Annotated in this window: 16 protein-coding genes and 1 pseudogene; 10 read left to right on the top strand and 7 right to left on the bottom strand. The window is 37.0% G+C overall.

Annotation, left to right across the window (positions count from 1 at the left end):
- Positions 1–960: a YncE family protein gene (locus ACB089_RS03465; RefSeq protein ID WP_374965312.1), complete on the bottom strand. Its 960-nt coding sequence runs from the start codon at positions 958–960 to the stop codon at positions 1–3.
- A 181-nt stretch (positions 961–1,141) separates the two neighbouring features.
- Here ACB089_RS03465 and ACB089_RS03460 point away from each other — a divergent pair, with 181 nt between their 5' ends.
- Complete coding sequence (locus tag ACB089_RS03460; protein WP_374965311.1) at positions 1,142–2,227, top strand: glycosyltransferase; 1,086 nt, start codon at positions 1,142–1,144, stop codon at positions 2,225–2,227.
- Between the two features lie 470 nt (positions 2,228–2,697).
- Here ACB089_RS03460 and hemY read toward each other — a convergent pair whose 3' ends face one another.
- The 3 genes from hemY to hemE all read right to left on the bottom strand — a co-directional run bounded on the left by hemY (position 2,698) and on the right by hemE (position 6,269).
- Entirely contained in the window at positions 2,698–4,119 is a 1,422-nt protein-coding gene (gene hemY / locus ACB089_RS03455) for a protoporphyrinogen oxidase (protein ID WP_374967657.1), read from the bottom strand.
- 14 nt (positions 4,120–4,133) lie between these two features.
- On the bottom strand, positions 4,134–5,054 hold the full coding sequence (gene hemH / locus ACB089_RS03450; protein WP_374965310.1) for a ferrochelatase: 921 nt from the start codon (positions 5,052–5,054) through the stop codon (positions 4,134–4,136).
- A 165-nt stretch (positions 5,055–5,219) separates the two neighbouring features.
- Positions 5,220–6,269, bottom strand: coding sequence for a uroporphyrinogen decarboxylase (gene hemE, locus ACB089_RS03445; protein ID WP_374965309.1), 1,050 nt, complete (start codon positions 6,267–6,269; stop codon positions 5,220–5,222).
- A 233-nt stretch (positions 6,270–6,502) separates the two neighbouring features.
- Here hemE and ACB089_RS03440 point away from each other — a divergent pair, with 233 nt between their 5' ends.
- Together ACB089_RS03440 and ACB089_RS03435 are read left to right on the top strand one after the other, a co-directional pair.
- On the top strand, positions 6,503–7,021 hold the full coding sequence (locus ACB089_RS03440) for an antibiotic biosynthesis monooxygenase (protein WP_368637086.1): 519 nt from the start codon (positions 6,503–6,505) through the stop codon (positions 7,019–7,021).
- Positions 7,022–7,210: 189 nt separating this feature from the next.
- A pseudogene (locus tag ACB089_RS03435) lies at positions 7,211–8,369 on the top strand (amidohydrolase).
- A 68-nt stretch (positions 8,370–8,437) separates the two neighbouring features.
- Here ACB089_RS03435 and ACB089_RS03430 read toward each other — a convergent pair.
- Together ACB089_RS03430 and ACB089_RS03425 are read right to left on the bottom strand one after the other, a co-directional pair.
- The gene (locus ACB089_RS03430) at positions 8,438–9,622 is read right to left on the bottom strand and encodes an ABC transporter permease (protein ID WP_374965308.1); all 1,185 of its coding nucleotides are present in this window, start codon (positions 9,620–9,622) and stop codon (positions 8,438–8,440) included.
- Positions 9,606–10,355 carry an ABC transporter ATP-binding protein gene (locus tag ACB089_RS03425; RefSeq protein WP_374965307.1) on the bottom strand — a complete coding sequence of 250 codons (750 nt, stop codon included), beginning with the start codon at positions 10,353–10,355 and terminating at the stop codon, positions 9,606–9,608. The genes ACB089_RS03430 and ACB089_RS03425 overlap by 17 nt, the downstream gene beginning before the upstream one ends.
- Before the next feature lie 104 nt (positions 10,356–10,459).
- Between ACB089_RS03425 and ACB089_RS03420 the strand changes: the two genes are divergently transcribed.
- The 7 genes from ACB089_RS03420 (at position 10,460) to ACB089_RS03390 (ending at position 13,970) form a co-directional block, all read left to right on the top strand.
- Entirely contained in the window at positions 10,460–10,873 is a 414-nt protein-coding gene (locus ACB089_RS03420) for an HIT family protein (RefSeq protein ID WP_368637083.1), read from the top strand.
- Positions 10,845–11,120 carry a hypothetical protein gene (locus ACB089_RS03415; RefSeq protein ID WP_374965306.1) on the top strand — a complete coding sequence of 92 codons (276 nt, stop codon included), beginning with the start codon at positions 10,845–10,847 and terminating at the stop codon, positions 11,118–11,120. The genes ACB089_RS03420 and ACB089_RS03415 overlap by 29 nt, the downstream gene beginning before the upstream one ends.
- A 58-nt stretch (positions 11,121–11,178) precedes the next feature.
- Entirely contained in the window at positions 11,179–11,709 is a 531-nt protein-coding gene (locus tag ACB089_RS03410; protein WP_374965305.1) for a tryptophan transporter, read from the top strand.
- 161 nt (positions 11,710–11,870) lie between these two features.
- Positions 11,871–12,266 (top strand): YtxH domain-containing protein, encoded by a 396-nt coding sequence (locus ACB089_RS03405; RefSeq protein ID WP_374965304.1) that lies wholly within the window; start codon positions 11,871–11,873, stop codon positions 12,264–12,266.
- Between the two features lie 156 nt (positions 12,267–12,422).
- On the top strand, positions 12,423–12,983 hold the full coding sequence (locus tag ACB089_RS03400) for an HTH-type transcriptional regulator Hpr (protein WP_068986017.1): 561 nt from the start codon (positions 12,423–12,425) through the stop codon (positions 12,981–12,983).
- 185 nt (positions 12,984–13,168) lie between these two features.
- A complete protein-coding gene (locus tag ACB089_RS03395) occupies positions 13,169–13,714 on the top strand; it encodes a DUF3267 domain-containing protein (RefSeq protein ID WP_374965303.1) in 546 nt (181 codons plus the stop codon).
- 70 nt (positions 13,715–13,784) lie between these two features.
- Positions 13,785–13,970 carry a hypothetical protein gene (locus tag ACB089_RS03390; RefSeq protein ID WP_068986019.1) on the top strand — a complete coding sequence of 62 codons (186 nt, stop codon included), beginning with the start codon at positions 13,785–13,787 and terminating at the stop codon, positions 13,968–13,970.
- Between the two features lie 395 nt (positions 13,971–14,365).
- On the opposite strand, the gene ACB089_RS03385 is transcribed toward ACB089_RS03390, so the two are convergent.
- Complete coding sequence (locus tag ACB089_RS03385; RefSeq protein WP_374965302.1) at positions 14,366–14,491, bottom strand: YjcZ family sporulation protein; 126 nt, start codon at positions 14,489–14,491, stop codon at positions 14,366–14,368.
- Positions 14,492–14,580: the final 89 nt, after the last annotated feature.

Genomic DNA, 14,580 nt, shown 5'->3' with positions numbered 1-14,580 from the left:
TTATTCCTCCCTCACTAACAATTGAAATGCACCGTTCCCCACATCAACTGTTTTTTTCACCTGACCTTCTTTTATAAAATACAAAGTATGGTCATCATAGCCAGCGACAACAATATAATCTTTAAACTGATTTACGACAAATGGATTAGCGCCTACCTCTTGCTGCCATTTCACATTTCCATCAAAGTCAGTCACATATAATTTATTATGGCCATGACTAACAACGAGGACAGAATCCTTTGTTTTGGTTAATCCAACAGGCATTAATGGCATTTCGATCTCTCCATGTTCCTCACCTGTCGTAAGATCATATTTTTTCACAGTACTATTCGGTTTGCTTCCTGCTCCATGACCACCTATCCAAAGCTCATTCGTCTCTTCAAGAATTGCTATCCCATGTGATGATTTTTGAATCGGCCACTCTTGCTCAACCTTTAGATTATCAATGTTTAACACCGATAATTTCGTGTCTTTATAATTTATCACATATAGCTTATCTTTATAGGCCGCCATTGACATAGGATAATTACCAAGCTTTTGTGTTGCAAGCTCGTTGCCCTTCTCATCAAAGCTTGTCACAGTATTTGTTTTGCTATTCGTTATAAAAAACTGTTTTTTATTTTCAACATAATACGCATTCGTTGTACCAACCTGTACTTTTTTGGAGTAGAGCTTCTTCCCGGTTGATAATGTATAGACGTCAATTTCATTCAATTGATGACCATACAATAACACATGATCCTGTCCGAGCAATATTGCCCCTGAGTAAGCTTTGTCAAATAACCATGTTGCTATGACATTACCTTGTTCATCTATAAAATCTAATGAAGGTTCTTGTATATTTAAGGACGCAATAAAATTCTGATCGCGTTCAATAGGCTCAAGCGAATTCTCCGTACATCCTGCTAACCATACAATCTGTACTAAAGAAAAAATGAAGAATGCCCATTTTTTCAACATCATCACCTCTGTTTCTTAACTATACTTCACAATTGTGAAATCCGAGTGAAACTTGAGAGGTAAATTTATGACAAACAAATAAAGTAATTTTCTCTATTATTATGTAATGCTTCATCAACGAGCATTTATCCAACCAAAACTTATAGTAGTACATAGATTATGGTAAGGAGGGATCGACTTTATGGTGTCAATTAGCTTATGTATGATTGTGAAAAATGAAAAAGAAGTCATTGGTAGATGTCTAGCATCTGTAAAAGACTTAGTCGATGAAATTAATATTGTAGATACTGGCTCTACCGACAATACAAAGGAAATTGTTAAACAGTTTACAGATCGTATTTTTGATTTTGAATGGATTCATCATTTTGCAGCTGCAAGAAATTTTTCATTTCAACAGGCAACGAAGGAGTACATTTTATGGCTAGATGCGGACGACGTGTTATTAAAGGAGGATCAGGAAAAATTGAAAGCCCTAAAAGATTCCTTAACCTCCGATATAGATGCCGTTTCGATGAATTATCATTTAAGCTTTGACCATGAGGGAAATGTCATCTCCCTATTAAGGAGAAATCGCTTAGTAAAAAGAGAGAAACAATTCCAATGGATAGGTGCGGTACACGAATATTTAGAAGTCGGTGGCAAACTTTTGGATAGTGATGTTGCTGTCAGTCATTTACCACTCAGCCATGATCATACGCGAAATATTAACATCTATAAGCAATTAGTTGAATCAGGAGAACCACTTTCTCCACGCGATACATTCTATTATGCAAACGAGTTATTCGATCATGGTCAATTTGATGACGCAATATTTTACTATGAAACATTTTTAACTTCTAAATTGGGCTGGATAGAAGATAATATTCGAGCCTGCTACAAATTAGCAGATTGTTATTCCAATTTAAATGATCCAGAAAATAATTTGAGCTCTATTTTAAGAAGCTTTGAATATGATATTCCTCGTGCAGAAGCGTGTTGCAGACTTGGCTTTTATTTCATGCAACAATCAAAAAATTATGAAGCGATATTTTGGTATGAGCAAGCGCTTGTTATCAAGCAAAAAACAAACGCACCTTTCCAAAATAAACCCTTTACCACTTGGTTGCCCCATTTACAACTTTGTGTCCTCTTTGATCGGTTGCAACAATTTGAACTTGCCAATACACATAATGAATTAGCAAGAACCTTTTTACCAAATGATGAAAAAATTCTACACAATAAAGCTTATTTTGATCGTATTTTAAATAAGGGAAATGAAAAGTCTTAACTTTCTTCTATATAAATAGGTTAGTTAGTTAGTTTATCTAAGTGGTTATATACCATCCGTAGAAATATTAGGTTACTATACAGTGATTGATAGATACTTTTATTGCGTCTCGATATATTTTGCATAACCAAGTAGATAACCGACTATTTCTCCTTTTCTCTCTATGAATACGCAATTTGAGAGAGGGGGTGAAACAATGCATTTTGGAAATTTTATAGATAGAGTTTGCATTAAATGCAAAACATTCCCATGTTGTTGTAGAGGTGGTCCTGTTACTTTCCCAGTTTTTTAATTGAGATCATCGGAGGATTTAAACTTTCTCATCCTACAAATGAATAAAAATGGTTAGTCCATACACCTAACAATTCATATCTTCTATCCGTTTGTTCTATTGTATCCCTCGATAAAAAAAGTAGTACAAACTATATTTTCAGTTTGTACTACCTAGTGGTAATTTTTAATCTATATAATCACATAAACATTTCCATTAATATTTCATTAGCAACGTTCTTACCTTGCTCAACGCACTCTGGTATAGATATTCCTTCGAAGGAACTTCCTGAGAGCTTAACAGTCGGGAAATGTTCCTGTAATTCTTGCTTTACACGCTCTATCATCGCCTCATGACCTACCGTATACTGTGGCATGGCATTTTTCCAGCGGGAAACTACTGTCATCAACGGTGTTCCATTTACACCAATTGTTTTCATTAAATCCTGCAAGACGGTCTTTTCAATTTCAGTATCAGATAACGCTACAATTGTCTCGTCACCCACTCGTCCAATATAACTACGTAACAGCACGTAATCATTTGGTGTTGTGCCAGGCCACTTTCGATTAATCCAAGTGCAAGAAGTTATTGAAAAATCACTATTTCGAGAGACAAAAAATGATAATGCATCTAAATCACCTAACTGGTCTTTTTTAAAGGCCATTGTCACAGTAGCAATAGTTGCTGCCTTCATCGTACTCAATTCATTTAATAGCTGGTGTTTGTTGAACATTTTTTCTGCCATATTAAATGGTGTGGCAATAATAACAGCATCTGCTTTTAATTGTGTAAAATTATTTAACACAACTTGGACAGTACCATCTTTACCATGTTCTATTTCTTCAACTTTAACACCCTTCATAACTGTCTCAGGAAGTAGTGATTCTTCAAGCTTTTCGATAAGTGTCTCAAGACCATTATTAAATGTTTGAAAAATCCCCTTATCTTTCGAGATGCGATGGTTACTTAAAAAATTCGTACCAGACTTTTTCATACCAATCAGTAGGCTACGATATTTTTGTTCTAATCCGTAGAGCTGCGGGAATGTTAAACGCATGCTTAACTGCTCAATATCACCAGCAAATGTTCCTGCAAGTAATGGCTCTACTAGATTTTCCACAACTTCAGCACCGAATCTTCTTCTAAAAAATTGCCCTAATGGTTGATCATCATCTTGTGCAGAACGGGCGATGAAAAAATCACCCGCTGCACGGACTTTACCGCTGAGTGAAAACAAACCTGATGTAATGAATGACGAGATAAGCGGTGTTGCCCCAGACAAAAGATTACTCGGAATTGGATATAATTTACTACCAACAGCAATATAATTCGGTCCTGCATTACTTGTAATCAATTCCTGTTCAATTCCTAAATCTTTTGCTAGAGCATATACATAGTTCTCACGATCAAAAAAAGATTCTGGCCCGCGCTCAATAATAAAGCCATCTTTTCGCAGTGTTTGTATTTTTCCGCCAAGACGTAATGACGACTCGACAAGTACGATATCTAACGGCAATTCTTTTGCGCGTGCTTCTTTTTGCAAATAGAATGCAGCTGTGAGGCCAGTAATGCCACCGCCTACAACAACTACCTTACGTCTTTTCTGAGTCACCAACATCATCACTTTCTTTTCGCTTAGCTTAATTTTTTATGAATGGCATCAACCATTGCATCAATAAATAATGGGTGTGTATTTGGCATTGCTGGACGATAATAGTTCGCGCCAAGTTCATCACAAACAACTTTACATTCAAAATCGTTGTCATATAAAACTTCTAAATGTTCTGTTACAAAGCCCACTGGCGTGTAAACGAACGAACGGAAACCCTTTTGCTCGTAAAGTTCACGCGTTAAGTCTTGAACATCTGGACCGATCCAAGGTTCTGGTGTTTGTCCAGCTGATTGCCAGCCAACTTCTACATTTTTTACACCTGTCGCTTCTTGGATTAGTCGAGCTGTCTCAATTAATTGATCCTCATATGGATCGCCTAACTCTTTAATTTTCTCTGGAAGTGAATGTGCAGACACAATTAAACATGCTTTTTCGCGTTCTTCCTCAGACATTGCTTCAAATGTTTCATTCACTTTAATTTTCCAATACTCAATGAAATTTGGTTCATCATACCAAGATTCCACAGACGTAAATGTTAAACGACCTCCAGCCGCTTCTGCTGCACGGCCATTGTATGATTTAATAGAGAACGTTGAGAAATGAGGTGCTAATACGATAGAAACCGCTTCTTTAATCCCCTCTGCTACCATTCCTTCGACAGCATCCTCAATGAACGGGTGGATATGCTTTAAACCGATAAATAATTTGTATTCCACATCATCTTGTACTTCATTTAAGCGTGCACATAAAGCTTCAGCTTGTGCTTTTGTAGCAGCCGCAAGTGGCGATAAACCACCGATTGCTTCATAACGACTACGTAAATCTTCTAAATGCTCTTCTGATGGTTTGCGACCGTGTCGGATATGTGTATAGTAAGGTTCGATGTCTTCTTCTTTATAGGGTGTTCCGTATGCCATTACTAATAAGCCTTTAATTTCTTTCATTAACTTTTTCACCTCTAAAAAATAGTTAAAATTAAATTTTTTCTCATATACTAATGTGACAAAAAGAAGCTGTCCAATTCATCAGATTGGACAGCACCCTTTCTTATGATGAAATCAGAACATCATTCATAGAAAAGGATAAAACCTTGGTCACTTCTACATTATTTAAGAACGTGCTTGGATTTGTTGAGCACTATATTCATGAATAAGTGCCGTTAAACGTTTTAACACTGCTGGGTCTACCTCTGGGAATACACCATGACCTAAGTTAAAGATATGTCCAGGCATTTCTAAACCTTGATCGATAATATCTTTCGTACGTTTCTCAATAACAGACCAATCAGCAAGTAATAGCGATGGATCTAAGTTACCTTGAACTGGTTTTGTAATCCCGTTTATGCGTGCTTCTTTAATTGGTAAACGCCAATCTAGGCCAACAACATCGATTGGTAAATCATTCCACTCTTTCGCTAAATGACTTGCACCAACACCAAACTGAATTAGTGGCACATTTTCTTTTTTCAACTCGGCAAAAATACGTGTCATAATTGGTTTAATGAAAACACGATAATCTTCAACATTTAAAGCACCAACCCAAGAGTCGAAAACTTGAATCGCCTTTGCACCCGCTTCGACTTGGGCAGAAACATCAGAAATAATCATGTCAGCTAACTTGTCCATTAATGCAAACCAAGCTTGAGGCTCTGATACCATAAATGACTTTGTTTTATTATAGTTTCTTGAAGGACCTCCTTCAATCATATAGCTTGCAAGAGTGAATGGCGCACCTGCAAAACAGATTAAAGGTACATTTAGTTGTTCCTCTGTTAACATTTTTATCGTTTCTAAAACGTATGGTGTATGCTCTTTCGCATTGAATTCGCCTAGTTTTTCTATATCAGCGACTGAGCGAATAGGGTTTGAAATGACAGGACCTACGCCTGCTTTGATTTTCACATCTACCCCAATACCCGGAAGAGGTGTTACTATATCTTTGTATAAAATTGCTGCATCAACATTGTAATTTTCAACTGGTAAACGCGTTACATACGCGCAAAGCTCAGGTTGATGTGTAATTTCCTCTAAGGAGTACTTTTCTTTAATTGCACGATATTCTGGCTGAGAGCGTCCTGCTTGTCGCATATACCAAACTGGTGTATGCTCCGTTCTTTCCCCTCGTGCAGCACGTAGAAGAGTATCATTAAAAGTTGTCATGAATAGTTCCTTCCCCTCAATAAAATTCATATCGTAAAATTCACTTGTTTATTCTGTTATTATTGATATCCGTTTTCAATAGTAAACGCTTCCTCTGTTATTGTATAGTTTTCCTAGTGAAATGTCATAAAATTGTTCTTTCTAAGAGCATTCTTTTTTGACAAAGCTTTTGACTTACACTTAAATGGAGATAATTACACTATATTTTGAACATTCATAAGGAGGGCAAATTTATGTATATTTATTTAACTTCGGGCACAGGTGATTTTTTAGAACAGTTAAAAAATAAATATCCAAACGAGAAGATGATTTTAATACACGGAGAAGGAAACTCTGTGCTTATACATGAAACAGAAGGGAAATCTGTATTTACGACACCACGGAAGTTTGAAGTACTAGATTCAGTAAATAATTTAGAAGAACGCGGCTTCTTTGTCTTCAACAATATTCCCGTTACCGATGAAGGTCGACCCGTTTTTGAACATCGCTTTTTAAATCGAGCACGTGCTATAGAAGATGAGCCAGGCTTTGTAGCATTTCGACTACTACGTCCAATAAATAGTGAAACATACATTGTAATGACACAATGGAACGGTCCTCATTCGTTCGAAGCATGGAAAAGCTCAAAGGCCTTTACATCAGCGCACGCAGAACGTAAAGAGCCAACAGGTGTGAATCAGCAAAATATTTTCTCAGCAGCTTCCTATGTCACAACCTATAGTGTTGCCCCGAAGGAAGAAGACGAAGCTTAGTTTTTAAGCTTGAGGGTATTTGCTTCTCTTTCACGAGTATTCTCACGGAGCGCGGATATTTGCTTCTCTTCCGCGGATATTCCCACGAGGAGCGCGGATATTTGCTCCTCTTCCGCGGATATTCTCCCAGCACGCGCGAGTATTCACTTCTATTATATTGGTAATACATTCTATTTAAGGAGGTTTACTATGAACCAACATCTACGTGAAAAGGTTGATGCACATTTTGATGAAATGGTGGCTATTCGCCGTCATCTACATATGCATCCGGAGCTAAGCTTTCAGGAGCAAGAAACTACAAACTATATTATTCAATTTTATAAAAAGTTAGGCGTGCCGGTGGAAGCTAATGTCAGTGGTTATGGTCTGATTGCACGGATTAAAGGAAGCAAGCCTGGTAAAACGATTGCTTTACGAGCAGACTTTGATGCACTTCCTATACAAGATGAAAAAGATGTACCTTACAAATCAACTGTGCCTGGCGTAATGCATGCTTGCGGGCATGATGGTCATACAGCTACTTTATTAATTATCGGTAAGCTTTTGTGGGAAATGCGCGATGAATTAGCTGGAGAATATGTTTTAATTCATCAGCATGCCGAAGAGGCTGATCCAGGTGGTGATTGGTATGGTACAGGCTGGAGCTTTGAACGAAGTTGATGCTATTTTTGGTACACATCTATCTTCCAGCCATCCAACAGGTATGATTGGTTACCGCGTAGGTCCGGCGATGGCCGCTGTTGATAGTTTTGAAATAAAAATTCAAGGTAAGGGTGGTCACGGTGCTCATCCGCATCAAACAAAGGATGCTATCGTTATTGGCTCTCAACTTGTTATGAATTTACAACAACTTGTCGCCCGTAGAGTTGATCCGACGGAATCGGCTGTTTTATCAGTTGGTTCATTCGTAGCATCTAATGCCGACAATATTATTGCCGATACAGCCTATTTAAATGGAACAATTAGAACGTTTAATAAGGATGTTCGTGAAACGATGGAGCGTGAGTTTAAACGGGTTATCCAAGGTACAGAAATTGCCCATGATTGTACAATTGAACTTGATTACCGTCGTGGCTACCCTGCAGTTGTAAATCATGAAAAGGAAACACTATTCGTGCGTAATATTGCACAGGATATTTGCGATGTGGTAGAGATTGAAGCAACTATGGGGGCCGAAGATTTCGCTTACTACTTAGAAGAAAAGCCAGGTACATTCTTCTTTACCGGAGCCGAACCAGCTGAATATGCCCCACATCATCATCCAAAATTCGATATAGATGAAAAAGGTATGCTCGTAGCGGCAAAAGTATTATTAACAGCCGCACTAGACTATCAATTTGTAGAATAAAAAATAAAGCTCATTTTCCCAATCAAAGAATAGGAGAAATGAGCTTTTATAATTTTAAATTAACCATATTAAGGTTTTGAGATCTTAGCAGTCAATTCACTTACAACCAAAATTATAATAAAGGTTACATAAAACATTGGCTGTGTGACTCCACATAGACCAACAATAATAGCTTGAACAATCATTGCGAGACGTACAATTTGTTTGACCGCAAGCTTTCGCGCTCCATCTGGCAATGGATAAAGCATGTCCATGCGGAATTCACCGCTTGATAATAATGCCTGCTTTAGCTGTATCGTTGTAGCAAAACTCAATGCACCTGCAACAATCCACGTAACTACAGGAATATCTACAAAAGCTGCAATAACAGCTGAAATTGCTGTTAAGCGTAGCCATAAATAAAAATGATCGTCTGTACGCACAAATGTCCGGAACACCAAGTACTTTTGAGCATTGCCCTTCTTGTATGGCACAAATTTATAAAGCCAGTCAAGCCAACCACGACGACGGATGCTGCCACGTAAATGTGGAACGTCTGTGAAATAATTAGCAAAACGATAGAAACTCATCATGCGATTTTGTTCTAGCTTCACAAAATGCTCGTACGGCACAGGCTCACCAGCACATTTTTTTCTAAATATGACAATATACACACACATAATAGCCACTGCAACAATCGCTAAAAGAAGTTGCATATGAAGCCCCATGTACACAGCAACACCAAAGATAACAGCTCGAATTAGCCTGTCCACCCAAATCATTTGACCACGTTCACTATAACGATAGCTATATTCACCCTGAACGCTCAAATACTTCAATATAATAATAAGGAAGAACACTGCCCAAACTTCAAATGTTGTTAATTCAGTAACAGCTTTTAATAAAGGAATACTAACGATATAAACAATTGCCACAACCCAAACCTGTGACCAAAACGTCCACGCTAATGCCTTTTTAAAATACTGTGACATTTTTGATTCTAAAGGTAATAAATACACTTGGTCAGGCTCTCTCAAAAGTGAAGTTGGACGACTAAATGCTAGTAAAATCCCCACTACCACTGCAATTATTACCTCTGCCGGAAAATCAGGCTGAACCATTTTCAGCCATTCACTATATTGATAGCCCCCTGCTCCCATAAGAAATACTAGTACAATCGCTATATGCCCCGTAAAAATAAATCGCATATATTTTTGCACTTCACCTATATAATGCATGAAGCGAGAGGACCATACATCACGCAAGTTCTTCATGGTCGCGCTCCTTTGTCATTGCAATATATAAGTCATCTAATGTCGCATGTGGCATCGCAAATGCCTTGCGTAGATCCTCCATTGTCCCTTGTGCTCGCACACGTCCGTCGTGCAATAAAATTATACGGTCACAATGCTTTTCAGCGGTCGATAAAATATGTGTGGACATTAATATAGAAGCGCCCTCTTTTTTCTTTTCATCCATTTGATCAAGCAATGATTGAATGCCAAGCGGGTCGAGTCCCACAAAAGGCTCATCAATAATGTAAAGACTTGGGTTGACTAAAAAGGCGCACATAATCATAACCTTTTGACGCATCCCTTTTGAGAAATGTGATGGGAACCAATTCAGTCGTTTTTCCATTCGAAATTCCTTTAATAATAATTGTGAACGAGCTGCAAGTGTTGCTTCATCTAGCCCGTAAGCCATTGCGGTTAATTCTAAATGTTCACGTAATGTTAACTCATCATATAATACAGGTGTTTCAGGAATATAGGAAAATGCTGTACGATACTTGTCCGTATTTTCCTTTAACGTCACACCATTTAAACGAATGTCTCCTTCTTTTGGAAGCATCGTTCCGATAATATGCTTAATCGTCGTACTTTTACCAGCACCGTTCAAGCCAATTAAGCCAACAAGCTCTCCTTTTTCAATCGTAAATGATAAATCTTTAATTACAGGCTTTCTTGTATAACCACCTGTCACATGTTGTACTTCTAATACCGTCATGCCCTCACTCCTCTTCTTGTTTATATTTTATCAAAAATTAGCAAATGATACAGTTATGAGTGTGATAGAATGTATTTACATATAAAATAAGGGGGAATTTTCGAATGAGCGATTGCCTATTTTGCAAAATCATTGATGGATCTATTCCAAGTACAAAAATTTATGAAGACGAACATGTCTATGCATTTACGGACATTTCACCTGTAGCAAAAGGTCATACACTATTAATTCCAAAACATCACTGCAAGGATCTATTCGAAATGCCTGAGGCTGTGGCTAGCAATTTATATGCAGTAGCACCGAAAGTTGCAAATGCTATTAAAGCTGCTTTTAATCCAATTGGACTGAATACAATTAATAATAATGGTGCTGCAGCTGGTCAAACTGTTTTCCACTACCATTTACATTTTATTCCGCGTTACGATGAAAAAGAAGGCTTGGGCTTAAATTGGCAAACACAAAAATATACACCAGAGCAATTAACTGAGGTTGCAGAAAGCATTAAAGCCAATCTTTAAATCAATTATGCCGAGGCATTGGGTCAACAAATGTTTTTTACGCGAAAGCGCAGCGGCAGCGGCAGATGTTTTATGTGCGAAAGCGCAGTGCCAACGTAGCGTCAGCAACACGATGTTTTTTGCGCGAAAGCGAAGCGGCAGTGGCAACAACATCCTGATATTGGTCATTCAGTATTGCAACCCTGATACACTTGTTGTATTGCAATTTAAATGTATTTATCGTACAATCACAAATAAGTTTCGCTAACGGTCATGAGGACACGTTAGGAGACAAATAGATTAGCTTAGACGAGGAGAGATTAGAAATGAATACAAAGAATTTAGTTTTAATGGCACTTTTAGTTGGTGTCGGTGCTGCCCTTTATGTAGTTACACCAGGTATGGTAAACGGCATGAAGCCTGATTTCATGCTAACAATGATGTTTATTGGCATTTTATTGTTCCCTACTGTTAAAGAAACGTTTTTACTTTCTTTAGTAACAGGTGTACTTTCAGGATTGTTTACAACGTTTCCTGCCGGTCTTGTTCCCAATATTATCGATAAAGCAGTTACAGGCTTTGTCTTTTTAATTGCCTTACTTGTACTAAAAAAATTGGTAAACAATTTCGTAGTATCGGCTGGCTTAGTTGGTTTAGGAACAATTTTATCTGGAGCTGTCTTTTTAGCAGTAGCACTTTTTGTGTTCAACGCAAATGTTGGTGCAACATTCACTGTTCTATTTGTAGGTGTTGTATTACCTGCTGTGGCATTTAATGTCATCGCTTTTACAATTATTTATCCTATAGTTACAAAATTAGTGAGACGTTCTAAATTCAATACAGCTATTTCAATGTAATAAAAAGGTGCATAAGGCTAGAAAATGCACGTTAATCTAACAAAGGAAGCTAAACCGTGATACAAAATCACTCGTTTAGTTTCTTTTTTCTTTTTGTATATGAGCATTTCATGGTTTAATAGTAGATAACACATGACAATTACAGAAATGAGGTATTCGATATGAAAGCAAAACCATTTTTATTTGGACTAGCAGCTGGGATCGTTGGCGGGACAATCGCTGTACTTTTTTCAACTCCTCAATCAGGACAGCAATTACGTGCTAATTTGCGAGCAAATGCTGAAAGTACAAAGGACAAACTTTTAGATGTAAAGCAGCAAGTAGATACAGTGAAACATTCTGTTAATTCACTAACAAATGAAGTGAAAAATAATATACCACAAATAGTAAATGATTTAAAACAAACAATTGCTACATTTACAGAAGAAATCGAGCCATCAAAGAATAACTTACAACAAGAAATAGAAGCATTACAGAATTCAATAAACGAAATCGAGAAGAATGTTGCGCAAATCACAGAAAATGGGAAAAAATCAAAAGAAAAAGTTATAGACTAAAGTCCTTACAAACCATCAAAAAATCTATATTTTTATTAAAAACAATTGCTATAATATCATTTTTTAACCACTTTTCAATTTTTTAATTTTTCTAACTTTAAACTTTTTTTCTTTATTGCTATAATATTTTTAAAATGTTAAAGAAAGCAGTAGGTGATGGCTTTGTCAGAGGAATTATATACTCAAAAAGAAGCGATGCTTTATAGTCAAAGAATTGCGCAATTATCAAAAGCCTTATGGAAAGCGGTTGAAAAAGATTGGCAGCAATGGATTAAACCCTACGATTTAAATATTAACGAACATCACATTTTATGGATTTCGTATCATTTAAAAGGGGCTTCAATTTCCGATGTAGCAAAATTTGGGGTTATGCACGTTTCAACAGCATTTAATTTTTCAAAGAAGTTAGAAGAGCGTGGATTCCTAAAGTTTTCAAAGCGGGATGACGACAAACGTAATACGTATGTCGAGTTAACAGAAGCAGGTACAGAACTTATTGTTGAAATGAACAGTAATTATCATAATACTTATCATTCTGTGCTCGAAGGCTCGTTAGCTTTAAAAGACTTATATGGTCGCTTCCCAGAATTTTTAGATGTTATGGCTGTTATTCGCAATATATATGGAGAGGACTTCATCGACATCTTTGAGCGTTCCTTCCAACACTTCCGTGATTCCTTTGACACAATGGAAGAACGTTCAACTGTAAAGGGATGAAAGTGAGAGCCAAGCGGGCTTTTACGGGCAGTTACTCGGCAAATTACTGACTTCCGCTGAAAGCAGTTAAAATACATGCTAAAAGAGGTATTTCAGAAATTTCTGAGATACCTCCTTTTTCTTGCATTCTAACAAAAATCAATTTACATTAAATAGGACCCGTTCTATTTAGGAGTTGATAAACTATGCATTGTTGGAAAATTTTAAACCTAGAACATCATTACGGAACAACACGTATTATAATAATGGCTGTATTTGTTTTTTTAACCGTCTTTTCTCTTTCCTATGTGACATTTAATTTATTTAATGACGAGCACTATACAGATCATTTGTTTTGGCTATTTGTTATTGCTATATTAGCACTTTATCCAATTCATAAATTCTTTCACTTTCTAGCATTGTATGATTTACGTCAGCATTTAAAATTGCGTGTGCGTACCCAATTTTATGTTATTCCTGTTCTACACATGCGTATTCATGAACCTTTATCGAAAAATCGTTATATTTTAGCTTTACTCACGCCATTTATTGTTATAAATACAAGCATTTTAATAGGGACACTGCTATTCCCTGCGTATACCCATTATGGTACATTGCTTTTAGCTTACCATTGTAGCCTATGTTTAATTGATATTTTGTATGTGAAATATTTATTAAATTCACCTAAAGACTCCCAAATTGAAGAAACACCAAAGGGCTATGAAATTTTAGTGCCACCCACTATTCACTAAATTGCTTGTACTTGTGTTTTATTGACGTTTTTTGATATGCTATTAATACTGAAAGAGGGGAGGAATAGACTTGCTATTAATGATTGTAGTTCTATTCTCGGTATTCTATTTATTTCAAATCAACCGCATGACATATGCACTGTGCATGCGACGTGAAATTCCCGAAGAAAAACATCCAAAAATATTCCGAACTATAAATATACTAATTACAATTTTACTTGTCTCATTCTATATCGAAATTTTATATGCAGTATAGTTAGAAAGAAAAGTATATCCACGGTCCGTCCACTTGCATGGAGTAAGTTTGACACCACATGTAACAACGCGTTCTGACCAATCTTATTTTCTGGACGTGACCTTAAGCGTGCGGCGCGAATGCCTATATTGTAAAAAAAAGCTAAGGAGATACCCTTAGCTTTTTTTCATTTTCCCCCACACATAACTGACAGTAAGACTAGACTTCAAACTGCTAGGGGTAAACGAGAGTAGTTAGGTTGGGAGCGACTTCCAGTAAATGCCCGATTGGTTCGGGCCACTAGGATGTTGATCACACAAGCGTTTTCACAGGATGTGAAGGTTTTAGCTTGTGTTCCTCTATCCTTTAGGAAGAGGGAAATGAAGCCCCCTCAGAATGAAGTTTTACTTTATCAATTAGTATAGGAACGCTGCACCAACAATAATTAATAAAATAAATAACACAACTATTAAAGCAAAGCTTGAGCCTGAGCCTGAACCATAGCCGCCGCCGCCACCGCCGCCGTATCCTCCGCTGCCCATAACTTCACCCCCTTTCTTTTCTATATCCTATGCGCTTCAAAATTTGAAATATAGGCTATACTCAAGGGGGGAACCATTTTGTTTTTAAT

Source organism: Lysinibacillus sp. RS10 (genome assembly GCF_041956855.1).
GTDB lineage: Bacteria > Bacillota > Bacilli > Bacillales_A > Planococcaceae > Lysinibacillus > Lysinibacillus xylanilyticus_A.
The sequence above is the reverse complement of the archived record's forward strand: the minus strand, read 5'-3'. Positions and strand labels throughout refer to the sequence as shown.